This window comes from Rhodoferax sp. (assembly GCF_028689295.1).
Taxonomy (GTDB): Bacteria; Pseudomonadota; Gammaproteobacteria; order Burkholderiales; family Burkholderiaceae_C; genus Rhodoferax.
On the sequence record NZ_JAQTWL010000013.1, the window covers coordinates 37573 to 64280 of the forward strand.

Annotated in this window: 21 protein-coding genes and 2 pseudogenes; 7 read left to right on the forward strand and 16 right to left on the reverse strand. The window is 54.4% G+C overall.

The annotated features are described in order from the left end of the window. Positions 1-814 precede the first annotated feature (814 nt). The gene (locus PHF15_RS11800; RefSeq protein ID WP_300121372.1) at positions 815-1624 is read left to right on the forward strand and encodes an enoyl-CoA hydratase/isomerase family protein; all 810 of its coding nucleotides are present in this window, start codon (positions 815-817) and stop codon (positions 1622-1624) included. Positions 1625-1764: 140 nt separating this feature from the next. Beyond that, the gene (locus PHF15_RS11805) at positions 1765-3732 is read left to right on the forward strand and encodes an AMP-binding protein (protein WP_300121374.1); all 1968 of its coding nucleotides are present in this window, start codon (positions 1765-1767) and stop codon (positions 3730-3732) included. A 44-nt stretch (positions 3733-3776) separates the two neighbouring features. Here the strand turns inward: PHF15_RS11805 and PHF15_RS16980 are convergent. The 13 genes and pseudogenes from PHF15_RS16980 to PHF15_RS11865 all read right to left on the reverse strand — a co-directional run. Further along, positions 3777-4049, reverse strand: a pseudogene (locus PHF15_RS16980) (transposase); the annotation flags it as partial. Between the two features lie 279 nt (positions 4050-4328). Then, positions 4329-4547, reverse strand: coding sequence for a transposase (locus PHF15_RS11810; RefSeq protein ID WP_300121421.1), 219 nt, complete (start codon positions 4545-4547; stop codon positions 4329-4331). A 236-nt stretch (positions 4548-4783) separates the two neighbouring features. Continuing rightward, entirely contained in the window at positions 4784-5179 is a 396-nt protein-coding gene (locus tag PHF15_RS11815; protein ID WP_300121376.1) for a universal stress protein, read from the reverse strand. Continuing rightward, positions 5176-5727, reverse strand: coding sequence for a DUF2889 domain-containing protein (locus PHF15_RS11820; RefSeq protein WP_300121377.1), 552 nt, complete (start codon positions 5725-5727; stop codon positions 5176-5178). Before PHF15_RS11820 ends, PHF15_RS11815 begins: the two co-directional genes overlap by 4 nt. Positions 5728-5755: 28 nt before the next feature. Next, positions 5756-7447 (reverse strand): electron transfer flavoprotein-ubiquinone oxidoreductase, encoded by a 1692-nt coding sequence (locus tag PHF15_RS11825; protein ID WP_300121379.1) that lies wholly within the window; start codon positions 7445-7447, stop codon positions 5756-5758. Positions 7448-7458: 11 nt separating this feature from the next. Then, positions 7459-8661: a 3-oxoadipyl-CoA thiolase gene (gene pcaF / locus PHF15_RS11830; RefSeq protein ID WP_300121381.1), complete on the reverse strand. Its 1203-nt coding sequence runs from the start codon at positions 8659-8661 to the stop codon at positions 7459-7461. Between the two features lie 30 nt (positions 8662-8691). Then, a complete protein-coding gene (locus PHF15_RS11835) occupies positions 8692-10734 on the reverse strand; it encodes a 3-hydroxyacyl-CoA dehydrogenase NAD-binding domain-containing protein (RefSeq protein ID WP_300121383.1) in 2043 nt (680 codons plus the stop codon). Between the two features lie 398 nt (positions 10735-11132). Beyond that, entirely contained in the window at positions 11133-12749 is a 1617-nt protein-coding gene (locus tag PHF15_RS11840) for a class I adenylate-forming enzyme family protein (RefSeq protein WP_300121384.1), read from the reverse strand. Between the two features lie 105 nt (positions 12750-12854). Beyond that, positions 12855-13583 carry an ABC transporter ATP-binding protein gene (locus tag PHF15_RS11845; RefSeq protein ID WP_300121385.1) on the reverse strand — a complete coding sequence of 243 codons (729 nt, stop codon included), beginning with the start codon at positions 13581-13583 and terminating at the stop codon, positions 12855-12857. A gap of 79 nt (positions 13584-13662) precedes the next feature. Beyond that, entirely contained in the window at positions 13663-14913 is a 1251-nt protein-coding gene (locus PHF15_RS11850; RefSeq protein ID WP_300121386.1) for an ABC transporter substrate-binding protein, read from the reverse strand. A gap of 69 nt (positions 14914-14982) precedes the next feature. Then, positions 14983-16050 carry a branched-chain amino acid ABC transporter permease gene (locus PHF15_RS11855; RefSeq protein WP_300121387.1) on the reverse strand — a complete coding sequence of 356 codons (1068 nt, stop codon included), beginning with the start codon at positions 16048-16050 and terminating at the stop codon, positions 14983-14985. Between the two features lie 518 nt (positions 16051-16568). Continuing rightward, positions 16569-17462 (reverse strand): branched-chain amino acid ABC transporter permease, encoded by an 894-nt coding sequence (locus PHF15_RS11860; RefSeq protein WP_300121388.1) that lies wholly within the window; start codon positions 17460-17462, stop codon positions 16569-16571. 53 nt (positions 17463-17515) lie between these two features. Further along, positions 17516-18319 (reverse strand): ABC transporter ATP-binding protein, encoded by an 804-nt coding sequence (locus PHF15_RS11865; protein ID WP_300121389.1) that lies wholly within the window; start codon positions 18317-18319, stop codon positions 17516-17518. A gap of 302 nt (positions 18320-18621) precedes the next feature. On the opposite strand from PHF15_RS11865, the gene PHF15_RS11870 reads away from it, so the two are divergent. The 4 genes and pseudogenes from PHF15_RS11870 to PHF15_RS11885 all read left to right on the forward strand — a co-directional run. Then, positions 18622-19773 carry an acyl-CoA dehydrogenase family protein gene (locus PHF15_RS11870; protein ID WP_300121390.1) on the forward strand — a complete coding sequence of 384 codons (1152 nt, stop codon included), beginning with the start codon at positions 18622-18624 and terminating at the stop codon, positions 19771-19773. Positions 19774-19789: 16 nt separating this feature from the next. Then, complete coding sequence (locus PHF15_RS11875) at positions 19790-20602, forward strand: enoyl-CoA hydratase/isomerase family protein (protein WP_300121391.1); 813 nt, start codon at positions 19790-19792, stop codon at positions 20600-20602. A 400-nt stretch (positions 20603-21002) separates the two neighbouring features. Continuing rightward, positions 21003-21800, forward strand: coding sequence for an enoyl-CoA hydratase/isomerase family protein (locus tag PHF15_RS11880; RefSeq protein WP_300121392.1), 798 nt, complete (start codon positions 21003-21005; stop codon positions 21798-21800). Positions 21801-21913: 113 nt separating this feature from the next. Beyond that, positions 21914-22414 (forward strand): annotated as a pseudogene (locus tag PHF15_RS11885) (transposase); the annotation flags it as partial. Here the strand turns inward: PHF15_RS11885 and PHF15_RS11890 are convergent. Together PHF15_RS11890 and PHF15_RS11895 are read right to left on the reverse strand one after the other, a co-directional pair. Next, positions 22407-22994 carry a DUF2889 domain-containing protein gene (locus PHF15_RS11890; protein ID WP_366520609.1) on the reverse strand — a complete coding sequence of 196 codons (588 nt, stop codon included), beginning with the start codon at positions 22992-22994 and terminating at the stop codon, positions 22407-22409. The pseudogene PHF15_RS11885 and the gene PHF15_RS11890 overlap by 8 nt on opposite strands. A 15-nt stretch (positions 22995-23009) precedes the next feature. After that, the gene (locus tag PHF15_RS11895) at positions 23010-24173 is read right to left on the reverse strand and encodes a CaiB/BaiF CoA-transferase family protein (protein WP_300121393.1); all 1164 of its coding nucleotides are present in this window, start codon (positions 24171-24173) and stop codon (positions 23010-23012) included. Between the two features lie 353 nt (positions 24174-24526). On the opposite strand from PHF15_RS11895, the gene PHF15_RS11900 reads away from it, so the two are divergent. Next, positions 24527-25288 carry a glucose 1-dehydrogenase gene (locus tag PHF15_RS11900; RefSeq protein ID WP_300121394.1) on the forward strand — a complete coding sequence of 254 codons (762 nt, stop codon included), beginning with the start codon at positions 24527-24529 and terminating at the stop codon, positions 25286-25288. A 249-nt stretch (positions 25289-25537) separates the two neighbouring features. On the opposite strand, the gene PHF15_RS11905 is transcribed toward PHF15_RS11900, so the two are convergent. Next, complete coding sequence (locus tag PHF15_RS11905; RefSeq protein WP_300121395.1) at positions 25538-26329, reverse strand: enoyl-CoA hydratase-related protein; 792 nt, start codon at positions 26327-26329, stop codon at positions 25538-25540. Between the last annotated feature and the right edge of the window lie 379 nt (positions 26330-26708).

Sequence of the window (26708 nt, forward strand, 5' to 3'; positions counted from 1 at the left end):
AAAACCTCGTGAAAATTTCAACGAATCAGTCTGAATTTGACACAATAATATCACAACCAACACGTCGGTCTATTTATTTTTTTAACCACTCCAAAAATTTAGCCTTCTGATGTTTTGGTCTTGAAGATGTCAGAGTGAAGTGGAATTTTTAGACTATCGTGTCCACTGTAAAGAAGATCGACACATGCAACTCCTAACTCATAAATCGCAGAAGTTCAATTGCCCGTGGGTGGCCACAGTAACGCTCGCTACAGCAATGATTTCAATCACCAAATAGAAGCCGCCCGTCTTTAGCGATGTACCTTCATTTCAGCAAATGCAATGGCTGCCTGTTAGAACCAAGACCACACTGAGTGACTCAGCCAATGAACACATAGCCCTACCGGAGAAGTCTCCGAGCGCTTTATGAGCGACTTCCAGGACCTCGAGGTCGAATATGTCGCAGCTTAAGAATTCATGGGGCCGAAGCAACAACTTGGCAACCTGTCGGAGAGAAATTGAGTAGCAGATGCCGTCTAGGCTAGTCCAATGCAGCAATCTCGGCATCGAAAGCCAATTGGGTAGTAGCAGGTGCTTTCAGGTCTCGAAAATTCGATGTTTTTTCGATGTTTTTTGCTTGACAAGAAAAACTAATGCCGTTAATCTATTAACCGACTCAAACGTCGGCTAATGAAATTGTGCACGGAAAAGCATTGTTGCACCTCTCTTAAGTTGGAGGGATAGCATCGCAAGCCTAGTCTAAGCATTGCCAATGTCAAGGCGTTTGGTTCTTTAAATTTGATCCTATATCACTCCATTTTTTTACGAGGTAAACATGCAACCCAACTACGAACGCTACAAGAGCCTGACTTTCGATCGTCCTGCCCCTCGAGTGATTCGCATCACATTGACCTCACAGCTCAAGCTTGGCGTAATGGACCCCACAATGCACCGCGAATTGTCCGAGGTTTGGCGCGACGTTGATGCCGACGATACGGTATCGGCGATCATCATTACTGGGCAGGGTAAAACGTTTTCGGCCGGCGGCGACCTCAAACATGAACTCAAGGTGGCAGTCGACTACGAGCTTCGCATGCAAGCAATGAAGGAGACGCGCGATCTCGTCTACAACATACTTCACTGCTCAAAACCGATTGTGAGCGGCATACGGGGTTGGGCGGTAGGCGCCGGGCTGGCGGCTGGTCTTCTGGCTGATATATCGGTCGCAGCCAAGGATGCCAATTTCATGGATGGACATACTAAGATTGGCGTCACGGCAGGCGACTGCGCCATGATCATCTGGCCTCTGTTAGTCAGCATGGCCAAGGCTAAATACTATCTTATGTGTTGCGAGCGACTGACCGGTGAAGAAGCCGAGCGCATCGGCCTGGTTTCGATGGCTGTTCCTGACGAAGAAGTGGAGACCAAGGCGTTGGCCATCGCTACGTCCTTGGCCAACGGTGCGCCGGCCGCAATCCGATGGACCAAATACTCGCTAAACAGTTGGATCAAGAACGCTGGCCCCATCTTCGACGCGAGCGTGGCTTATGAGTTTATTGGATTCGCCGGTCCCGAGGGGCTCGAAGGAATGAATGCGTTCTTGGAAAAGCGACCGACGCAATTCTCCGCACAAACCGTAATCTAACTTGCGTGCACTACCCGGCGGGCACTTCGCAGAGGCCCGCCGGTGTTAAGTGTGTCCACGCTTCCCCTAACTAGACATTCGACCTGGGCTATCCAGACTTACGCCGTCACCCTGCGAATTTTCAAATCGAGGACAAATTCATGACAAAATTTCGGAACGAAGACGTTTGGTTTCCCACCAAAGAACTCAGCCAAAGTTGCAACCTGACGGCATTGATAAATCGGATGGGGTTGGACGACTACGACGCCTTTCTCCGTGAAACCATAGAACACCCCGAGCGATACTGGCAAGAAACGCTTCGCCACTTTGACATTACGTTTTCTCCCCCCGCTCGTGCCTTTGTCGATACACAGAACGGCCCGATGTGGGCGCGCTTCTTCCCAGGTGCTGGCTTCAACATTGCGGTGTCATGCCTACGCCCACCCACAGGAAAAGACGGGCACAGTCAACCTGCCATTCTTGCTGAAGATGAGCAAGGCCACTGCGAATCGCTCAGCTATGGAGAGCTCTCCGCGCGCACCCGTGCGCTTGCGTCCGGACTAGCTTCCATCGGCGTCGAAAAAGGTGATCGTGTTGGTTTGCTCTTTCCCAGCACCTCCGAGGCCGTGGTCACCTTGTTAGCCGTCTGCTATCTTGGTGCTGTAGCGGTGCCCCTATACAGCGGCTTCGGCGCAGACGCCGTCGCTCGGCGGCTTTCAGACTGTGAGGCCAAGGTACTCATCGTGGCCCATGGTTTCGAACGCAAGGGACGATATGTACCCCTAGAAAAAATTGCGGTTGAAGCAGTCACCCAGCTACCTTCATGCCAACTTGTGGTCGCATACGATAGTGACGATCAACGGCCAGTTGCCAGTCACCACCGCTGGCAGGACTTGGCCAATTCGACAGTCACGCACGAGCCCGCAGCGACCTTAGCCGAAGATCCTTGCATGATTCTTTACACGTCGGGCACATCTGGCAAGCCTAAGGGCGCCATTCACCGTCATGGAGGATTTCCCCTCAGGGTTGCTCAAGACACAGCGTTCATCTTTGATTTCAAGCAAGGTGAGCGGTATTTTTGGCCGAGTGATATGGGGTGGATGGTGGGTCCCTACTCGACGTTTGCCTCACTGATTCTGAAGGGCGCGCTAGTCCTTTACAGTGGCGCTCCAGACGTACCCAACATCGGTCGATTGCGGGCAACAGCGATTCGCCAGGGTGTTACCCACTTTGGGACGACGCCAACGGCCATTCGCAGTATGGCCGTTGCTGAACAAGTAGTGCTCACCGGGCCGGCACCCAGTATTCGCGTACTAATGACCGGTGGGGAGGTGATGGACGAGGACGCACACGCTTGGTTGTTCCACCGCTTTGGTGAGGGAAAGCTTCCGATTATCAATTACACCGGGGGAACCGAATGTTCCGGCGCCATACTCACAAATGTTGTTTTGCGCCCGATTTACCCTTGCCGATTTAACAGCACTGCCCCAGGTGTCGATGCACAAGTGATCGATGAAGGGGGGCATGCACTTATCGGTCAACCAGGGGAATTGGCAATTCGCAAACCGTTTAACGGAATGACAGCAGGCTTCTGGGGAGATCCCACACGATATGTTGAAACTTATTGGTCCAGTATCCCGGATACATGGGTCCATGGTGACTTGGCGCTCCAGGAAGAAGACGGTCAATTTCTGCTACTTGGTCGCTCCGACGATGTCATGAAGATATCCGGGCGTAGAGTGGGGCCGTCCGAAATCGAGGGCATAGTAATCGATGGCCGCATCGTTTCTGATGCGGTCAGCTTTGGGGTGCCCAATTCCCAATCCGGCGAAGCGATGATCGTATTCGCAGTCCCAGGACCAGAGGCCGGTCAAGACCCGGAGGACCGGATCGAGCAATACGTCAGCGACGTGATCCGAAAAAAGATGGGGACTTCCTACCGCCCTCAAGCGGTTGTTACTCTGCAGGCACTGATAAAGACCCGGAATGGAAAACTGGTTCGTAGACTTGCCAGACAAGCCTGGCTTGGACAGCCGCCGGGTGATCTTAGTGCCGTTGAAGATCCAACTGTATTCGATCAAATGGCCGCAATTTGCGCCCAGAAACGCGCTCAAGCACTGTCATCGTGAAAAAGCAACTTGTTTTCTGTGAATTTCCTGAATATGGTTTTGGTCTATTGTGAATACACGGCCTCAAGGCTTCTTGGACAGGTAGATTTTTTGCGGTCATCCCCTCTTCGTCTTGTTAGTCCAAGTTGGCCGTGACCAGTCGTAGGCAACTGGCGGTTTTGAAACAAAGGGGCCACGCGCATTCTTCGCTTGATCTCTTTGTTCAACCGCTGCAAACCGTTGCTTGTACGCATGCGCACACGGTGTTCTGGCGGCAATCTAAACACCGTAAAACCCTCGGCCAGATTCGTCTCGGCCAAGGCCGCCAGCTTGGGATACGACCTAGGCCAGCCCTAGATGACCAAGTCCAGTAGCTGGGTTGCTTAGTTCGTATCCGGTGCATTGAAAATCGATAGGATCGTGCGCGACACCGGCACTCGGCTGTGGCAGCTTGGTGACATAACTCTGTGCTTTGTGCTGCATATGGAACTGGCAGTGCTGCTGGGCACGCCAGAATAAATGACGTTGCGCGTAAACTTGAATCCGGTTTGATCGTCGCTGGCAATGAACTTGACCGCGCGCAGGCCGCGCTGAATCACGCCGTCCAGAAACGCTCGTCAGTGCAGATCGGCCTCGGACAACGCGACCGACACGCCATGTACCCGGTGACCGCTGGCGGTGACGTCCACGGTGACCAACACCGCGCAGTCCACCGCTTGGCCGGCTTCGCGCGCACGCTCGCAGCGCACATCCAGCAGGAAGTAGGGTGTATCCTCCAGCGAACGATTACGCCAAGCGGCAAGGACCACTTCGACCTTTTGCACGCAACGGCTGATCTGGGTCGATTAGAAGCTATGTTTGCCGCACACTTACGTACATCCGTCACCAAGAGAAATAAGACGAATGATTAAAAACTCTTGGCTGTGGAGATAAACAGCTACTGTTTCGATGGCAAAGGTTGTGCCACGTTAGCGACCCCTTTATGCCACTTTGAGCAGCTCACAATTCGAATGCCTCCGGCTTTTCCGGAGGATGGTTATTTAATAATACCCGTTAGCACTGTACCGATTTGTTATTCACCGGCCTTGACCGCCAGCACAGGGCAGGAAACGGAAAGAAGGAGATCCTGGGCAACACTGCCCATGATCAGTTTGCCAACTGGAGAGCGTTTTCTCAAGCCAATGATGAGCACGGACACCTTCAGCGAATCTATCAACGATTCGATTTCTTCAACAGCGTTTTTCCCCCGAACCAGCTGTTTAAAATCCGCACTTAGACCAGAATTCTTTAGGATGGCTTCGACACGTTCAGCGTCCACAGCGTCAACCGCCGACGGATCGGTCTTGCCACCGCCTGGCGAGGCGTTGACCACGACCAGATGTTCATTCCGGCGCTTCGCAATTTCGATGCCTTTTTCCAAAGCCGCTTCTCCCTCGGGGCGCGGCACATAGGCGACAAGGATTGTCATGGGTTATTTCCTTTATTTAAACTATAAAAAATTGGGTAGTCACGTTTAACCAGATCGCCATTGAAATCCCAAGCAATACATTTACCCAAATGCGCTGGCGGATGATTGAAAACGCTCTTTGCCAAGTCTTGCGAGAGGGTCTGAAAAGCCACAGTTGCCATGTTGAATAATAGCTCTCTCAAATGCGCGCAACCTTGAATTCCCACCAGGTTTCGCTCAATTGCCTGACGCCATCCCCTTCCCATAGTGCAGCCGATCATCGACTGCATAGGAGCTTGGGCCTGTGGACATACAGCGTGCGGCGAACCGTCCATCGCCACTGCAATCTCGTGCACCACAAAAGCATCGTCAATCGTCACCCTGATCGTCATGTCGTGGATGGGTTGTCCGGGCAACCAGGCTCCTTCGCCCGGGATGTCGAAAACTTTGGTTTTTGTGTCGAGAAGCTGACCTTCAATGTCCCAAAGTCGATCTTCGCGCTGGTAACCCCGGAAAACGACGTTTCGGGTGTGTCGTTGAACCCTTGGTTGCGGTGCGGGTAGTGGCATATAAATTTTTTCAAATAGATGACAGCGCTCACATCCCCGCGTAATTCGGCCCACCCCCGCCTTCGGGCGTGACCCAGACAATGTTCTGCGTCGGGTCCTTGATATCGCAGGTCTTGCAGTGTACGCAGTTGGCCGCGTTGATCTGCAGCCGGTCGGTGTTGTCGTCTCCTTTGACAAACTCATACACACCGGCCGGGCAGTAACGCGCCTCCGGGCCGGCGAATTTCGCCAGATTGATGCTCACCGGCACGCTGGCGTCTTTCAGGGTCAGGTGTGCGGGCTGATTCTCTTCATGGTTGACATTGCTGATGAAGACACTGCTCAAGCGGTCAAAGCTCAGCTTGCCATCGGGCTTGGGGTAATCAATCGGTTTGCATTCCGAGGCCGGCTTCAGGTAGGCATGGTCAGGCTTGTCACGCCGGATGGTCCAGGGCATCTTGCCATTCAGACCAAACTGCTCAAAACCGTTCATCAAGGTACCCACGGTGAGACCATACTTGAACCAGGCCTTGAAGTTGCGCGACTTGTTGAGCTCGGTGTACAACCAGCTGGCCTCAAACGCTTCCGGGTAGGCGGTCAACTCGTCATGTTGGCGTCCCGCTGTCACCGCCTCAAAGGCGGCCTCGGCCGCCAGCATGCCGGACTTGATGGCCGCGTGTGTGCCCTTGATGCGACTCACATTCAAAAAGCCCGCATCACAACCCACCAGCGCACCGCCCGGGAACACGGTCTTCGGTAAAGACAACAAACCCCCGGCAGTGATGGCGCGCGCACCATAGGCCAGGCGTTTGCCGGTGACTTCACCCTTGTCATTCTCCAGGTACCAGCGGATGTTCGGATGGGTCTTCCAGCGCTGGAATTCCTCGAAGGGGCTCAAATACGGGTTGGAATAGTTCAAACCGGTGATAAAACCCAGGGCGATCTTGTTGTCCTCCATGTGGTACAGGAAGGAGCCGCCATAGGTGTTGTTCTCCATCGGCCAGCCGGCGGTGTGCACCACCAGGCCGGGTTCATGGCGGCTGGGCTCGGCCTCCCACAGTTCCTTGATGCCAATGGCATAACTTTGCGGATCGCAGCCCTCGTCCAGATTGAACTTGGCGATCACTTGTTTGCCAAGGTGGCCGCGCGCGCCTTCGGCAAACACGGTGTATTTGCCCAGCAGCTCCATGCCAACCTGGAAATTGGGGCCGGGCTCGCCATTCTTCTCGATGCCCATGTTGCCGGTGGCCACACCCCGGACAGAACCCGCGTCGTCATACAGCACCTCAGCAGCGGCAAAGCCGGGGAAGATTTCCACGCCCAAACTTTCAGCCTGTTCGGCCAGCCAGCGTGTCAAGGCGCCCAGGCTGATGATGTAGTTGCCGTGGTTCTGGCTGCATTCGGGCAGGAACATGTTGGGCGTGCGGTAGCCAGTGGTCTCAGACAGAAACATCATGGCCTCGTCAGTGACGGGCTGGTTCAAGGGGGCGCCCATGGCTTTCCAGTCGGGGAACAGCTCGGTCAGCGACTGCGGGTCGAGCACGGCACCGGACAAGATGTGGGCACCGGGCTCGGAGCCTTTTTCCAGCACGACGACCGACAGCTCCTGGCCTTTCTCGGTGGCGAGTTGTTTGAGCCGGATGGCGGTGGACAGGCCGGCGGGGCCGCCACCGACCACGACCACGTCGTAGTCCATGGCTTCACGGGGGCCGTATTGGGTCAGGATGTCCTGGGGGGTCATAGTTTGCTCTTTCAAACACGTTCCAGAATCAGGGCGATGCCCTGGCCGACGCCAATACACATGGTGCACAGCGCGTAGCGACCGCCCGTGGCGTGCAGGCGATTGACCGCCGTGGTGGCCAGGCGCGCACCCGAGGCGCCCAGCGGATGGCCCAGCGCAATCGCACCGCCCCAGGCGTTGACGCGCGCGTCATCGTCCGGCAAGCCCAGCAGGCGCAACACCGCCAGACCCTGGGCGGCAAAGGCCTCGTTGAGTTCGATCACATCGAGTTGCGCCAGACTCAAGCCGGTCTGGGCCAGCACCAGTTGGGTGGCGGGCGCCGGGCCAATACCCATGATGCGCGGGGCCACGCCGACCGAGGCCATGCCGACCACGCGCGCCCTCGGTGTCAAACCGTTCTTGGCGGCCGTGGCCTCATCGGCCAGCAGCAAGGCGCAGGACCCGTCGTTGACACCGCTGGCATTGCCTGCCGTGACCGTGCCGTCCGGGCGCACGATGGGTTTGAGCTTGGCCAGCACCTCCAAAGACGTGTCACGCGGATGCTCGTCCTGGTCAACCACCAGCGCTTCGCCCTTTTTCTGCGCAATGCTGACCCCGGTGATTTCACGCGCCAGGTGGCCGGCTTGCTGCGCCGCCACGGCCCGCTGCTGGCTGGCCAGCGCCATGAGGTCCTGCGCCTCGCGCTCAATTCGGTATTCGGTGGCCACGTTCTCGGCGGTTTCGGGCATGGAATCGATGCCGTACTGGGCTTTCATGAGCTTGTTGACGAAGCGCCAGCCAATGGTGCTGTCATACACCGCGTTGTTGCGGCCAAAGGCGCTTTCCATCTTGGGCATGACAAAGGGGGCGCGGCTCATGCTCTCGACGCCACCGGCGATCATCAGCGTGGCTTCGCCGCTCTTGATGGCGCGGGCGGCCGTGCCCACCGCGTCCAGACCGGAGCCGCACAGGCGGTTGATGGTGGCACCGGGCACTGCCACCGGCAAACCGGCCAGCAAACTGACCATGCGAGCGACGTTGCGGTTGTCTTCCCCGGCCTGGTTGGCGCAGCCGTACAGCACATCGGTCACTGCCGCCCAATCTACGTTTGGGTTGCGCGCCATGAGCGCCTTGATCGGGATAGCACCCAGGTCGTCAGTGCGCACGCTGCTCAAGGCACCGCCGTAGCGGCCAATGGGGGTGCGGATGGCGTCACAGATGTAGGCTTGGTTCATGGTCTCTCTTTCAATATCAATAAATCAGTGTCATGCCAGCAGCACGGACAGATCGGCGACAACAAAACCGTGACCGGACTCAGCCGCCAGGGTTTGCAAATCGCGCTCCATCGCCACACGTTCTTGCTGGCGCGCCCAGAACACCGGGCCGCCTTCCCAGCGCGGAAAGCCGTAGCCTTGCACCAGCACCACATCGATGTCGCTGGCGCGGCTGGCAATGCCTTCCTGCAGCAACAGCGCCGCTTCGTTGACCATGGCCAGCATGGCGCGGCGCTGAATTTGCGCCGCACTGAGCGCTTGCCGGCTTACGCCGCGTTGTAGCGAAGCCTGCTCGATGATGTTGCGCACCACGGCATCCGTGGTCTTGGATTTTTTGCCGTCCACATAGGTGTAATAACCTGCATCGGTCTTGCGGCCCAGGCGCCCCTGTTCACACAGCTGGTCGAGGATGGCAACATAACGCTCGCGCGGGTCGCGGTTGGCCGCCTGCGATTTGCGCATGCGCCAGGCAATGTCGAGCCCGGTCAGGTCGGCCACGGCAAACGGACCCATGGCAAAACCGAAACCTTGCAAGGCGGCGTCCACGTCTTCGGGCCAGGCGCCGTCTTCGAGCATGAATTCACACTGCCGGCGGTAGGCGTTGTAGATGCGGTTGCCGATGAAGCCAAAGGCGTTGCCGGTGAGCACCGGCAGTTTTTTGAGTTGCCGGCCCAGCGCCATGCCGGTGGCCAGGACCTCAGGGCTGCTCTGGGCGCCGCGCACCACCTCGAGCAGCTTCATGACATGGGCCGGGCTGAAAAAGTGCAGACCCAGCACGTCTTGTGGGCGGGTCGTGGCCTTGGCAATGGCGTCCACGTCCAGGTACGAGGTGTTGGTGGCCAGCACGGCACCTGCTCTGGCGTACTGATCGATCTTCTTGAACACCTCCTGTTTGACGGCCAACTCTTCAAACACGGCCTCGATCACCAGGTCGGCACGGGACAGTTGCGCCCAGTCCGTGGTGGGGCTCAAGCGGGCTTCATTGGCGGCAGCCAGACTGGCTTTCATCTTGCCTGCGCTCACGCGGCCCTGGTAATGGTCGGTGACGCGCTGTTGGCCGCGCTGCAGTGCCGCGCTGTCCTGCTCCAGCAGGATGACGTTCAGACCGGCATCAAGCGCGCAAATGGCAATACCGGCGCCCATGGTGCCGGCGCCAATGATGGCCACGGTTTGCAATGGGCGCGGCGCTGCTTGCAGGCTGGCGGGCAGTTTGGTGGCTTCGCGCTCGGCAAAAAATTGGTAGCGCAGGGCAAACGCATCGGCAGATAATCGCAGTTGCTGGAACATCGCCCGCTCCTGCACCAGGCCATCGTCCACTGGCAAAATGGCTGCATTCTTAACTGCCAAGATGGCCGCAAGCACGGCGGGCCGACGCTTGCCAGCACTGAGGGCGGTTTGTTCGGCCTGCTCAATGATCGCGGCGTCTTCCGTGGGAACGTGTTCATCGCGAATACGGTACTTGCGGCCCGCTAGGCGCTGCGCCAACTCGATGGCATGAGCTTGCAAATCAGCTGGAACGACCTCATCGACCAACCGCAACGCAAGCGCCTTATCGGCCTTGATGCGTTCGCCGCTGCAGATCATCAGGATAGCGCGACTCACACCGATCCGGCGCGGCAAGCGCTGGGTGCCGCCCGCGCCAGGAATCATGCCAAGGGTTACCTCGGGCAGTCCCATCAGCGTGTCGGCCAAGGCAATGCGTGCATCACAGGCCAACGCCAATTCCAAGCCTCCTCCAAGCGCCGCGCCGTGCAGCGCTGCAACAATCGGTTTGCTGCAGGCTTCAATCTGGGCGATGACGGTGGGCAACTGCGGATCTTGCAGCGGTTGGCCGAATTCCCGCAGATCGGAGCCGGCCACAAAGGTGGTTCCGCCACCGATGATGACGCCGGCGCGCAGGTCCGACTGCGCCTGCAATTGCTGTATCGCTTCCGTCAGACCCTGGCGTACCGTGAGTGATCCGGCATTGATGGGCGGGTTGTTGATTTCAATCAGCAAGACATCGCCAAGTTGTTCGGTTCGTATGGTGGACATGATTTCTTCTTTCATGGGGTGTCAGGCTTTAGTGAAGTGGATGGCGATCTTTTCGTATTGCTCACACGATTCCAAGCGACTCAAAGCCGAATCGCCTGGTCTAGCGGGCACTCACTTTCGATGACGAGCCGCAGAGCGGTACGCTCTGTCAACCTCAGAAAATCGCGGAACTCGTCGAAGTTGCCCAGCTTCGAGCCGAAGATCTGGAGCTGGCGGATAAAGATCCACCAGAAATGGATGGTGCTTATACGAGACTTGATGGCCGCCTTGTATCGCTTTACTTTTCAAGTAAACGAACGCATTCAGCGCCTCTAACTCAACCGTCGTATACACAAAATCCGGGACACCCTCCGTTGGGCTTGCCCGGACGTTGCCATGGCAAAGCCCACACTTCACAGTTAGCTCTCGGATGCCTTGGCTTGCTGATTGCGGTACTCATCGCGCAACTCGCGTTTCAATACCTTGCCGTAATTGGCGCGAGGGAAATCCTGCCGGAATTCCACCCTTGAGACGCGCTGGAATTTGCCGAGACGCTCGTTACCCCATGCGCACAACTCCGCTTCGCTGATCGTCGCGCCTTCGTGCATGATCGCCAGCAACAATGGGGTTTCGATCCACTTCTCATGCGGTACGCCAATAACAGCGACTTCCCTGACCTGCGGATGGCGCATGAAAATATCTTCAATGTCACTCGCAAAGATATTGATCCCGCCCGACTTGATCATGTCCTTGATGCGCCCCGTCACATACAGGAAACCATCCTCATCCATCCGACCGAGGTCACCGCTACGGATGTAGGTGCGACCCTTGGGACCAATCCAAACTATATCTTTGGTCCGTTCTGCGTCGTTGTAATACCCCCGCATGAGGCCAGCGCCATATCCAGCGATTTCTCCGAACTCGCCGCGCGGCACCTCGCTCCCATTTTCATCAATGATACATATGTCAGCACCAAAGATCGGTACACCGACCGAACCTCGCTTGCCTTTCTCGTAATCCTTGGGACCAATGCAAAAGTAGAATCCCTCGGTCATTCCATAGCACTCGTAGATGCCGGCATTGGGGAAGGTTTCCAACAGGTCATCGAAGGTCTGACCGGGCAAGGCTTGCCCGCCAGACAGAATTACCTGCATGCTCGAAAGATCGAGCGATTTTTCCTGCCGACTGGCAGCTATGAGTTTGATCGCCTGGGTTGGCACCATGAAGGTGTGGGTACACCGCTCGCGCGCAACCGTTTCAAGGAACTTTTCGGCGTCGAATCCCGACATCAGCACACAGGTTCCGCCTGAATAGATTGTGGGGAGCATTGTCAACCAGGTGCCGTTGGTGTAGAGCGGCGTCGAGCAAAGCGTCCGGGTGTACTTGTCTACCAGAAGTTCCTGGCCATATCCAATGGAAAACGCCAAACGACTGAAATGCGTATGTTCAATGCCTTTTGGAATACCAGTCGTCCCCGAGCTGTAGATGATATTCATCGGTTCACTCATCTGATGTGTGACATCTGGATCGTGGTTGGGCGCGTTTTCGATTAATTGTTCAGCCGAGGACCAACCTTCGGCGAGCCCATCGAAGGCAAAAGCTCCGCCAGGCTCGATATGCTGCAGTTGGTGCCGGACCGCCTCCACTTGCTGGCGAGTCTCCGAATCAACAAACAGGAACCTGGCGTCGCTGTTATTGATCATCATGGGCAGGGTGTCAGCGGACATCATTACGTTCAAGGGCACTATCACGCCCCCCGCCTTGATCGTGCCCCAGCACATCTCGAACATCGCGATCGAATTTTTGCCAAGGATACAGATCTTGTCTCCCTTGTTCAGTCCCAGCATCAACAATGCATTAGCTACCTGGTTGGTGCGAAGGTGGAATTCAGCCCACGACCGCCGTTGATCATTACAGACTACAGCATCTTTTGTTGCAAAATACTTGGCGTTGCGCGCAATAAAATCGGTGTTGAAAAGCCCGGGGTTGTCCAAGATGCCAACATGAGCGGGTCTGGTCGGGATCGATTGAGTCATGGTTTATCTCCAAATATTTAACAGGTTATCCAGTTTCGTTTTTACGGGAAAGGATATGTGTCTTAGGTGCGAGGAATCGATGAAAATGGTCTCGGCGCCGTTTCTCTAATGGATACCCAAATAGAGCTGCTGGACCTGATCGTTATCACGCAAGGATGATGCCTCGCCCTCCAAGGCGATGCGACCATTCTCTAAACAATATCCGTAGCTGGAATATTCCAAAGCAAGCTCGGCGTTTTGCTCGACCAGCAGGACCGTGAGTTGACGTGCCTCGGTGAGTTTGCGCACCTTCTCGAAAATATCCTCAACAATCATGGGAGCCAGTCCCAGAGACGGCTCATCCAGCAGAATGACGCGGGGATCGCTCATCAACGCGCGCCCAATCGCCAGCATCTGCTGCTCACCACCAGACAGATAACCCGACAACTGCATCCGGCGCTCCTGTAGGCGGGGAAAAAATTCGTAAATTTCGTCTAAGCTTTCTCGTAGCTTTGCCTTGCTTTTAACCACATGGGCGCCAACGATCAGGTTTTCCTCAACAGTCAGACTTTGGAACACGCGCCGCCCCTCGAACACCTGAACAAGGCCCATTTTGACAATGTCAAAGGGCTTTTGTTTTGAGATATCCAAACCATCGAAACTGACCGAACCGCGCGTCAATTCACCGCGCTCGGCCGATAGCAGGCCAGATATAGCCTTAAGAGTAGTAGTTTTTCCGGCGCCGTTGGCGCCCAACAAGGTCGTTATCATCCCTTGTTTTGCTGTGAGAGAGATTCCCTTGAGGACGAGAATAACCCCGTCATAAACCACTTCAACATTGTTTAGAACCAGCATCCGTGTACCTGTAGATGAGGCGAATGGAAAGGGATATATCCTGTCCCATCCGCCTGGTTAGCGATTACCGAACCGGGGCTCAGTTGCCCTGCTTGATGATTTCGGCCTTGACTTCTGGATAGGCATTGAACCATTCCGTGACCTTGGTGAACTTACCCTTTTGCACTTGGAACACCTGAAGCCAGCCACCTCCCTCGTGGTCGTTGGCTGTGATGTGCAGCGGAGGTACCAGGTCACCCAGACTGACTAGGTTCTCTTTCGAAATGCTCTCAAAAGCCACTTTCATTTCGTCGCCGGTGACTTTACTGCCCTTATTCTTCTTGAGTGCCAGCCTCAAGGCCTCGATCTGTATGGCCGTATGAAACAACCATCGGTTGTAATAGACGGTCGATTCCATGACCTTGGGTATGGGCTTACCCTCCGCCGTGTACATGGCCTTGATATCCTTGACCACCTGGTAGTTGTCGCCCACACCGGCAAACTGCAGACCATAGTAGCCGTCGGCGATTTCACCGCCGCCAGCTGCCTCGAGGTCCGACTCTGCGGCGCCCCAAGCCAGCGAAATCACCTTGTCCAGCGGAAAGCCGACGCGCTTCAGAGCCTTGATGCCTACCGATGGCGCACGGCCAAACAGATTAGCGATAAGGAAGTCGGGCTTAAAGCGTTGGCTGATGTCGATGACCTGAGCAGCCATTTCAAGCCCTGGAGGCGGTACGGCGAATGACTTTAATTCGAACCCTTCACGTTTCGCCAGCGCTTCGAGCACCGGGATCGGCTCACGTCCGGTCGGATTGTCGACGAACAGAAATCCTATCTTCTTGCCCTTCAAGCCACCAAGCTTGTTGCCTACGAACTTGACCGCTGCAGCGCCTTGCGAATAAAAGGTTGCCGCGATTGGGAACAGATATGGGTATTTGACGCCATCAGCAGCATTGGCAGTGCCAAAACCCGGTGAAGTACCCGGAATGTGGTCCTCCGCCATGCGTTGCTGTAACGATTGAACATGAGGGGTGCCGTAAAGCATGATTGACACTGCACCATCTTTCTTGAAGCGCTCATAGGCCTCAATACCTTGCGGTACTTTGTACTCAGTATCGATCTCGAGTGCCCGGACCTTCCGACCTTCAACACCGCCTTTGAGGTTCACCAACTTGACGTAGTCCTGAATTGCTGAACACATGATGACCCCGGAAGATTGCGTGGGACCGGTTCTGTCACACAGCACGCCCAAGACCACTTCATTTACCTGCGCGACTCCTTGCGTCGCGTACATGCTCATTCCGAGCCCGGCACTGAGTGCCATTACGCTCTTGATCCAAATCCTTTTCATCATTGTCTCCTTTTAGAGGTTTATAGAGTTTTTAAGCTCTGAGGGTGGGGGAAATTAGCGTTTTTATCGTCAAGCAGCCTGATCTGAGCCACGGAAACGACTCCGTGCCTTTAGCCAGATCTTGTTGAGACCATCGGGTTCCTGCACGATAAACACGATGATTAAAAAACCGAAAACGATCATTCTCAAGTGAGGAATATAGGAGGCCAAGTCTCCAGCGCCAGAGAATACATTCGCAACAGCCTCTAGCGCCCAACGACTAGCGATCGGCAACAAGGTAACAAAGACGGCACCCAGAATTGAGCCCCTGACCGAGCCCAGACCACCAATGATGATCATGGCCAGGTAGTCTATTGAGACATTGATCTGGAATTGCTCGTAGTTCGCGACTCCAAGATAGTATGTGTAGAGAATCCCCGCCACACCAGCGTAAAACGATGAAATGAGGAACGCGATAAGTTTGTAGCGGCTAATGTTGATACCCATGATCTCGGCAGCTATGTCCTGATCTCGGATCGCAATAAAAGCGCGTCCGATGCGGGTCCGCTTGATGTTCAAAGCCGCAATGATGGCAATTATCACGAAGGGAACTAAGAAGTAATAGAAATTTTGCTGCGTTTTTAAGGTCATCCCAAACACACTTGGTCGAGGTACGTTGATTGAAGTCGCGACACCACCCGAGATCGCCGGAACATGGTTGATGAGCCACTCGATGATCAACTGCGCCGCTAGGGTTGAGACCACGAGGTAGATGCCACGAATCCTGAGTGAAGGAAGACCCACCACCACTCCAATAAGCGCCGCCATCAAGCCCGCGGCTGGTATAGCGAGCCAGAACGGAGCATCCAGACGAACGATCAGGTTGGCACCCATGTAGGCACCAACTGACATGAAGGCACCGTGGCCGATTGAAACCTGACCGGTATTACCCACAAGAATATTCAATCCTATTGCGCCAATGATTGCAATGAAGATCAGATTAAAGATCGAAAGGTAGTATTCGTGTCCAATCAATGGCACGATACCGATGAACACGACGGCCAACGCGGCCACGGTGACGCGTGACGTTGTAGTGGGACACAAAGACATATCTACAGGGAGTAGGATTTTTTTTGTGTCAGAGGTGTTGAGAAGCATGAGGTGTATTCCGCTAAATCTTATTAATTAGACCGACGTGTCGGTTTTGTAGTTTATAGGACTGTTTACAAGTTCTGTCAAGAGATGGCTGCATCAGCCTAGCAATCTTTGGTAAAAAATAGTGTCAATTTTCTGGCACGGGTTCGTGGCGGAAAATTGCTCCCAAGGTCAGTGGCTAATTCGTCTGATTTCGCGCTTCACGGACCGACCTATGCCTGAGCCTTTGACGACTGAGGTAAAGAAGGCCAGAGACAACACGGAAAATGCTCTTGTGAGGATCTTTTGGTATACATGTCTCGCACTCCTTTCCAAACCCCGATAGTCCCTTGACCACGCCAAAGACTTGCTTTGCTCGTGAGTGGGCTCGTGATTCGCGGCGATACTTAGCACGCACTTCACCCGATCTTTGGCCGTTGTGTACTTAGTCTCTATGAGTCCCCAGAGCATTGACCATACGAAGAAGGCCTCCATCGGCAATAAAAACAATTCGGAAACTGAAATGTTCTTCATTTTTGAGATCAAATTCGGTCAATGGTCTTTTTGCCGAACAGGCCATGAGGCCTGAACATGAGCACGGCTATCATCATTACGTAGGGGATCAGATCCTTCGTTCCGCCACCCAGATACGTATCCAGATATCCAGCTGTTAAGTTTTCAATCACGCCAACCAGTACGCCGGCAATCACCGCTCCGGCCACCGAGTCCAAGCCACCAAGGATCACGACAGGAAATACCTTCAAGCCTACCGAAGCTAACTGGTTATCCACTCCTAGCAAGCTACCCCAGAACACACCCCCGACCGCGGAGACTATGCCGGCAAGCGCCCAAGCATACGCAAAGTAGAGCGGTACATTGATGCCCATACCCATGGCAACCATCTGCGAGTCCGCGACCGCACGCAACGCGATGCCAACCCTAGTGCGGGCGAACAGCCAACTAAACGCCACCATGAAAATAACGCTGACAACAGCACCTGCCAACTGCACAGGCGGAATCATCAGGGGACCCAAAAATATCGGTTTGTCGTCAAAAGGTAATGGAATGGTCCCCATTCCGGAACCAAAAACCAAGGGGGCAACGCCACGGATCATGGCCGCCAAACCGATCGTAGCCATAACTACGGCAATGACCGGACGTCCGACCAAAGGACGAAGAACTACTCGCTCAAGGGCGAAACTAAACACGACCATTGTCAATATCGTTACGCCAGCTGCCACCCAGAAATTAGCAGCCCAGGCGGATACAGCGCCGGCGACGATCCCAGCGAGCATCACGAACTCTCCCTGCGCAAAATTGAGCGCATCGGTCGCCTTGTACACAAGCACAAACCCCATCGCGATTAAGGAATACATCAGGCCGACCAACACGCCGTCAGTCAAGAGCAACACAAAAAAACTTAGATCAGAAGACATTTTTTACCTCACTATCGTTAAAGGGCGGGGTTTTCTCAACACAGCTATCTGATTCATTTGCGGCGCTCCCTGCGGGTGCCCAGATAGGCCTGGATCACCGCAGGATTACCTTGGACCTCAGCTGGACTCCCTTCGGCGATCTTCTTACCCCGTTCTATAACGACAACACGCTGCGAAATATCCATCACGATCCCCATGTCGTGCTCAATCAGCACGATTGTGGTTCCGCGCTTGTCATTGACATCGCAGATAAATCTGGCCATTTCTTCTTTTTCATCCTGATTCATGCCGCCCATCGGTTCATCGAGCAGCAGCACGCGGGGCTCTAGCGCCATTGCACGCGCCAACTCCACACGCTTGCGCAGGCCATAAGCTAGCTCACCAGTCATTTTTTCCCGCAGATGGGTTAAGCCAAGAAAATGCATGATCTCCTCGGCACGCGCCCGGTGAACCTCCTCCTCCTTCCGAGCCGCCCCCCAAAAAATCGCGTTCGCCAACAGTCCACAGGACATATGGACGTGGCGTCCCAGCATCACGTTTTCAAGCACCGTCAATCCGGTGAACAAGGCAATATTCTGAAAGGTGCGCGCTATGCCCAACGAGGCGATGCGCGAAGGCCCAATGGCAGTGATGTCCACCCCATCGATCGATATCTGACCAGAGTCGGGCACATAGAAGCCACTGATGATATTCAATAAGGATGTCTTACCCGCGCCGTTTGGGCCAATGATCGAGACGATCTCCCCACCGCCAAACGATACCGAAACATCCGAGGTCGCTTGTACGCCCCCAAAACGTTTCGAGACCCCAGTGACGACCAGACCCTGAAGGGCGGATGATGAATTGCTTGAAACCATTGTATTTCCAACATGCTCCTGTGCGATTCTCGATCTGGCTGAGAGAACACCATCAATTCAGACGAGAAGAATAATAAACCGACGCGTTGGTTATGCTAACTTCTTTAACATTTTTAATCAATAGGGTTATCCCTAGTTTTCTTTCAGTCTCCCTCATGAATTGTTGACTCGACGAATTTTTTCTCCGCTCACTTACGCCCTTAGTACACAAAGCCATGAAAAACAGCTGTTGACAAAAACGCGTAAAGCTGCTTACACTTCATTTTAACCGACGCGTCGGTCTTCTAATAGAAAGGTAAGTAATGACAATTTATTCCGAAGAGCATGAACAACTCAGACGCCAGGTGAGGCGTTTTGTCGAAACCGAGATCATTCCTAACGGAGAAAAGTGGGAGCGCGAAGGCAACGTCCCTCGTGAGTTCATTAAACGAATGGGAGACCTTGGTTTTCTAGGCATCGGCTTTCCCGAGGCCTACGGCGGAAGTGGCATGGACTTCATCGGCTGGATGGTCTTAGCCGAGGAATTGGGTCGAAGCACGTATGCCGGCGTGGTTGGCGTCGCGACTGTTCACACGCTGATGGCAGCCCCCCACCTTATGCATGCGGGCAATGCTGAACAGCTAGAGCGTTACATGCCTGGCATCGTAAGCGGCGAACTTCTTACTGCGGTTGCAATCAGCGAGGCGGATGCTGGATCTGATGTCGGCGCGATGCGGACCAAAGCAATCCGGACTGAGGGTGGCTGGCTCCTCAACGGCACAAAGTATTGGATCTCAAACGGAGTTAACGCGGACTTGTATTTTGTTGCCGCGCGAACCGATGCTGCGGGCAAAGGAGCCAAGGGTATCAGCATGTTTATCGTTGAAAAGAATACGCCTGGCTTCAAGGTGAGTCGCAAGCTGGATAAATTGGGGTTCCGAGCTAGCGACACTGCCGAGCTGATTTTCGACGATTGCTTAGTACCGACCTCCAACTTGCTCGGCGAGGAACATCGTGGCTTTTATGCCGTGATGGAGAATTTCCAGACCGAGCGGCTGATTCTCTGCACACTTAACATTGCCGAGTGCATGACTGCGCTTGGTTTCACTATTCAGTACGTGCGGGATCGCAAGGCATTCGGAGTGGCCTTGGTAAAGCACCAGGTCCTGCGCCAGAAGATTTCGATGCTCTTAGCTCGAGCCGAAGCCGGACGTCGGATGGTTCAGCACGCTGCAATCCTGTTAGCAAAGGGAGAAAAGGCAATTCTTGAAGTCTCGATGGCGAAGGCCTATTGTGGCGAACTTGTTAACGAAACCATGTACACATGCCTCCAATTTCACGGTGGAGCCGGATTTCTGAAAGGCACAGCCATCGAGAGAATGTTCCGGGATGCTCGCCTTTATTCAATCGGCGGCGGAGCTACTGAAGTGATGCTTGAGGAAGTCGCCAAGCGATGGGATGAGATCGAATTTTGAATTCTGAGAAATGATGATGACTAAACTTCTAGACAACGCTTCCGATCCAAAGGTGCTGATCACGCGCAGCGATGGGATCGCCACGATTACTTTAAACCGAAGCAGTGAAAGCAACCCGATAAGTTGGAGCCTAGGAACCGAATTGTTGCATGCACTCGATGCATTAGAGGACGACAAGTCAGTGTCTTCTGTTGTCCTGACAGGCGCCGGTCGTGTATTCTGCTCCGGAGCCAAACTTGGTGAGGTCGTGAAACCCGAGGGCGTAAATCCCGAGGAACAATATTACGGCTTTCGTGACATCGTGCGAGTGGTCAGTCGAATCAGGAATTATGAGTTGCCAGTCATCTGCGCACTCAACGGTGGAGCCGTCGGCGGTGGAGCCGCCCTCGCCATTGCCTGCGACTTAATAGTCTCGTCGGAGAGCGGGTACTGCTTCTTCCCATTCGGTCGGGTGGGTGCCTCTGCTGCCGATATGGGTTGCGCTTATCTGCTGCCACGCTTGATCGGGATGACCCAGGCTCGCCGACTCCTGTACACGGGCGGGCGCGTGGAGGCGCAAGAAGGCAAGGCACTAGGCCTCTTTCTGGACGTCGTGCCGGATGACAAGCTACTGGCTGAGTCGTATCGTCTGGCCAGACAGATCCAAGAATCGGCACCGCGGCACGCTTTGACTGCAACCAAGCAGGTACTGCTGCGCGGTGAGACAACGGAATTTGAGACATGTCTAACCTATGAGCGCTACCTGCAATCGTACTTCCTTAACGGAGACGAACACAAACGGCTCCTGCTCTCTTTTCTTGCGGCTAAGTCCGAGAGCAAAAAAAAATAAACGTGCAGAAACGACTTCCGCATGGAGCCTGTCAGTAATTTTGTGTGCAAGGCATAACATCCCAGAAAAGGATGTCTTCATGCCTCGCAATTCAATGATACTCGCGGCAAGCGGCAATGCCGCCCTGCCGCAACTCACAGAGAAAATGCTCGAAGAACTCATACCTAGTCCTGTGACCAAAGCGTAATTCGAGGACATCTTCCAGAATCTCAACAAGCCTTCGTTGAGCGCGCCTTGAGCTCCGTGATGAGCCGCCACCTGGGCTACGGTGCTGGACATCGAGGGCGCCTCCAACCACCGAAATGGCAGCAGCGCCACGACAGTGATCTCCGCCAACCTTAGCTTCAGTCAGTCGTCTCAGCAAGTGCGCCTAACAAGAGTTTTAACTAAGGAATTTCTTGTGAATACTCAAATTTACCATTCTCTGGTCAAGGTATGGGTGAACGGCCCTGTCGGAATCATCGAACTGGCTCAACCTGAGAAATTCAATTGTCTTTCAACTGAGTCGTTTCTCTTGATCGACGTAGCGCTCAGGAAGTTCGAGCACGAAAGCTCGGGTGTTAGGTCCATCCTCATTCAATCCCAAGGAAAACATTTCTGCACTGGTGCGGACTTGAATGAAGTTAAGGCTTTAAGGAAAAGTCCGGAACGATTGCACCACTTCTTTCGAACTGCTCATGATGTGCTGTGCAATCTAGAGGCAAGTCCATTGCCAGTGGTTATCGCATGTCAAGGTCTTTGTTTGGCTGGAGGCCTCGAACTTGTATTGGCGGGGGACATCGTGTTTGCCGACGTGGCAGCGCGTTTTGGAGACCAGCATGCTGCGTTTGGCTTCGTCCCGGGCTGGGGGGGAAGTCAACGCCTTTCCAGAGTGGTCGGCCTTCGCCGTGCTATGGATCTCATGTTAGCCGCGCGTTGGATCGACTCCACCATAGCGCTCGAGTGGGGGCTCGTTAACTATGTTTGCGAACCAGGCACTTTGCATGATGCTGCTCTTAATTATTGCAGAACTCTCGCCACTAGGAGTCGAACGGGAATCGGCACCATGAAGCACCTTGCACGCCGAGGGGCCGACAAAGGCCTATTAAACGGCTTGCGATTCGAGGAAGACATCGCCAGCGGTCTGGTTCTGGGTCAAGATGTGGAAGAAGGACTCAAAGCTTTCGAGCAGCGTCGAAAACCGTCGTTCAAGTCATGAATACACCTGCTCATCTCGACCGTCCATCGATAAAAAATACCCTCCAGCGAGGTTTAAAAGGTTTTGTGTAGACGGTCTATTGGCAGGAAACTGCTATCTTGCATCGAGCAATGATGATCGTAGAAATGAAACCCTTACCGAACGACCTGATTGACGCCCTGCTGGCGGACTACAAAAAGCCCGAAGACCTGTTTGGTCAGAACGGCCTCTTGAAGCAACTGACCAAGGCCCTGGTCGAACGGGCACTGTAAGCCGAATTGACCGACCACCTCGGTCATGGCAAGAACCAGTTGGTCGCCAATGAGGCTGACAACACCCGCAACGGGCGTAGCAAGAAAGCGCTCAAAGGGGACTTTGGCGAACTGCCCATTGAAATCCCCCGCGACCGCGCTGGTACCTTCGAGCCCCAAATCATCACCAAGCACCAGACTCGCTGGAGCGGCTTTGACGAGAAGATTTTGTCGCTGTACGCCCGTGGCATGACAGTGCGCGAGATTCAAAGTCATCTGCAGGAAATGTACGGTGGAGAAGGGTCACCCACCCTGATTTCATCGGTGACCAATGCCTTCATGGATGTCGTATACACTTATTGCAGGAGAACCAGTATTACCTCTTGAGATGGAATTTCGGGAAATGCGTCGCGACTACCTGGCTGCTGCGTTCCCATGAGTGGCAGTTGTCAAGGAAGAACGGCATATCAGACCCGGCTGCTCTTGGCGAACCGAGTTCCTTCATGTATTGGTCGCGGTAGCACGAAATAGTCTGGAATGCAGTGGTTGCCATCGCGAGGAACAACTCCCTGATGTGCGTGCACCCATCTGTTTCACCCATCGCATCGTTAACCGATCTGCGCCAGCCACTACCAACGTGTGCTCCTTTCAGGCCATCAACACCTTTCAGTGCTCCTAAGCAATATGCGAAAGGATTGGCCTGCATAGCGGCATACGCCTCAACAACCTGCATATCATGATTGAGCGTTAAGCGGGCGTGCATATGGTGAACGGGGTAACCGACTGGAAGAAGACCACGTTCAAGGTCCTCGTAGGCGTAAGATTTCCGGTCGATGAGCTCACCGTCGAATTCCCAAAGTCCGTCGTCCCGAAGAAATCCTTCGCTCTTTACGATCCGGGTGTGGAGTGCGCGACGAGGTGTTGGCAGCGGCAAAGACAGTTCGGAAGTGGTCGACGGCATCATGGATAAACTCAAGTCTCAGTTCCGCACTGGGGCTGTGCTGACATAAACGGCCCCTTGGGCTACGAGTCGCTCGATCTCTTGTGCAGATATCCCGACATTGGAAAGAGCCTGAATGCTATGCTGCCCAACCATGGGGATTTCAGCTGAAGCCTTGGATGGCGTACGACTAAAGCGGGGAGCCGGGGCAGGTTGCGGTGTTCCATTCACGTTGATGAAAGTCTGGCGCGCACGATTATGAGGGTGTTCTGGCGCTTCCGTCATGCTCAATACCGGCGCGAAGCAGACGTCAGAGCCCTCCATGAGTTCACTCCATTCGGCACGTGTCTTCGTCTTAAAAAGCACACTTAGTTGTTCGCGGAGTCTAGGCCATGTTGCGGCATTGAGTTGGTCTTCGAACTCGGGTACATCGAGTCCACACATCTGCAGGAGGAGCCGATAGAACTGTGGCTCGATCGACCCAATTGCAATGAAGCGTGAGTCCGCACACTCATATGCACCGTAGAAATGGGCGCCACCATCTAGGAAATTAGCACCACGCCGATCCTGCCATTGACCTTGCGCAGCCATACTGTAAAAGGGCGACATCAGCAGCGCAGAACCATCCGTCATTGCTGCGTCGATCACCTGTCCTTGTCCCGAACGCTGACGTTCTTGCAATGCCGCGAGTACACCCACTAGCAGGAGCATCGCGCCGCCGCCGTAGTCCCCAACCAAATTTAGCGGTGGTGCTGGCGGTCGGTCTGGCCAACCCATGGCATGCAGCGCACCAGTGAGCGCGATGTAGTTGATGTCGTGTCCAGCTGAATGGGCTAACGGACCGGTCTGGCCCCAGCCAGTCATGCGTCCGAAGACTAGACCTGGATTGCGAGCAAGACATACCTCAGGCCCCAAGCCGAGCTTCTCCATGACTCCCGGTCGAAAGCCCTCGAGCAGAACGTCGGCTGTGTCGATCAATCGCAACAAAGCATCAATGCTTGCTGGATGCTTCAAATCCATAGAAATTGAGATCCGGCCTCGGTTCTCAAAGCTGGGGGACGCATTACCGTCGCTAGATATAACTGGGATGCGATCGATGCGGATGATTTCTGCCCCCATGTCAGCCATAATCATGGCCGCAAAGGGGACCGGCCCAATAGCGGCTAGTTCGATGACTTTAAGTCCGTTGAGCGTACCGTTCATGTTTTATTCCACATTGACTTGATTACCAAAATGCCAATTCGGCCCAGTGACGAATCTAAAGCACATAGACGTGCATGCACCTTACTTATAAAGTTTAAGTATAGCCCGACGCGTCGGTACATAAAAATGGACTTCAAAGAAGGCGTGACTCAGAGTCAGCTAGATGCCAAATAAAAGGCCGACCTATCCAGACAAATTTTAGTCTTTTTAGTCTAGTCCGTCGAGACGGTCTATAATAATCTGTGTTTAGAGACTACTCTCTTTGACTCCACGTCTATCGCCAGGGTTTCCACCGTAAGCCAGCATGAGAGTGCATTAATCCAGAGCCCCACTAGTTCAGCGAAAGGACCTCCATGTATGCTCCAGATTTCAGTCTAAAAGGAAAGATCGCTCTAGTGACCGGTGCCAGCCGGGGCATCGGTGAGGCAATCGCCACGGCGTTCGCGCTGCAGGGAGCTCAATGCATTCTCACAGGCCGGAAAATCGTAGGGCTCAACGAAGTAGTCGCCAAGATCAATTCAATTGGCGGCCGAGCAGAAGCGATAGCGTGCCATGCTGGAGATCTCGATCAAATTAGGCACTTGGTACGGGAAGTTCAGGAGCGCTTCGGTCGAATCGACATCCTGGTAAATAACGCCGCTACCAACCCGTATTCTGGTCCGACGATGCTAGATGCGACAGAGGCAGCATGGGACAAAACCTTCGACGTCAATGTGAAAGGTGTCTTCTTTTTGACTCAGCTTGTGGTGCCATTGATGACCAAAGGCGGATCCATCATCAATACTGCTTCTATAGATGGCGTTCGCCCCGGCGTAGGTCGAGGAATCTATTCAATGACCAAGGCGGCGGTGATTTCCATGACAAAGGCCTTCGCCAAAGAATTGGCGGATCGCAATATCCGCGTCAACGCTATTTTGCCGGGACTGGTAGATACGAGCATGTCCAGGGTTTTGATGGAAGACCCGGCGATTTACGAGAAAGTTATCCATGACGTGCCTATGCACCGACACGCAAAACCCGAGGAACTATCCGGAGCCGCGCTGTACCTGGCGTCTGCCGCGAGTTCCTACACGACCGGCGCCATCCTCACCGTCGATGGCGGTGCGTTGGCCTGAGCGAACCCAAAACGACTGAGAAAAATCAATAGAATATCCCTTGAAATATGAACGAACGATGGCGAAGAAGCTCATTTACACACTTTTAATTTAGGGGGCTATTCCATAGAACGTGGCCGCTGCTGACGCGGTTGATCCCACATACTGCGCAGTCCAGATGCCTCATACGAACCATGAGCATGATTTCTATGCCCGCAATGGCGGACCCGACGACAAGTATCGTCACACCGTTCAATTAATTGATCGTCATTAGAAAATCCAGTTGGCAGGCCGTTTACCTAGAAAAGCAGAAAAACCCTCACGCGCCTCGTCAGTGCCGCGCACGCGGCATATGGTTTGTGCAGTTAGCTCCCGAACTTCTGGTGTGACTGCTCCCACGGCTAGCTGAGCATACAGGGCCTTGATTTCGGACTGCGCTGCGGGGCCGCCGATCAGCAGTTCCCTGATGGTGGCGTCGATGGCCACATCGAGTTGGTCCAGAGTTACCACCTGTTGCACCAGTCCGATTGTCAGCGCCTCAACGGCGGATATCCGGGTAGTCGTCAGCGCGAGGCGCTTGGACTGGCGTTTTCCGATCGCGTTGGTCAAGTAAGGGCCAATGACCGCTGGCGGGATACCAAACCTGGCCTCGCTAACCGCAAAACTGGCGTTGTCTGACGCAATCGCAATGTCGCAGACGCAGGCCAAGCCGACACCGCCACCCAGCGCGGCTCCTTGCACTCGCGCAAGCGTCGGCTTTGGACAGGTGTCTATGCGAGAGAGCATGGATGCAAAGCGACGGGCATCATCTAGATTCCATTCCCGTGAGGCGGTGCTAGCACGCTGCATCCACTTGAGGTCGGCACCTGCGCTGAAGTTTTTTCCTTCGCCGGCAATTACGATCATGCGAACTGAGGGATCCGCACCCAGTTCGATAAAAACTGCTTCCAGCTCCGCAATCATGACCTCGTCGAAGGCATTGAACACGGCTGGGCGCGACATCATCACCTGCGCCACTCCGGTAGAGCGGAGCGAGATTCTCAAGGTTTTCAATTCATTCATCAATGTTTCCCCAGATGCAAACAGATTGCATATCATCGAAATTCACCGACTGGCGGTTGATACCATTGCCAGCGGCGTAATCCAGTTAGTAAACTTGGCTGGATGTTGATCACGCGGCCCATCTAGCCGTCATTAGAGGCTCTGCCGTGTTCGCGGGGCAGCCACTGGCCGACGCAAGCCCCCCGAAAGATTTGTTTAAAAAACTATGGAAAGAACAATGCACTCAAGGGTTTTTCAAGACGCCCTTAAGCCAGCGCACAATCCTTTAGAGTCAAGTTGGCAACCAGGCAAATCTACGCTGTTGCATGCATTTCTAGAACGACGTCCGCCCAATCGAAAGTTGGATTTTATGATTAATGGTCGACTCACCAGCTGAGTA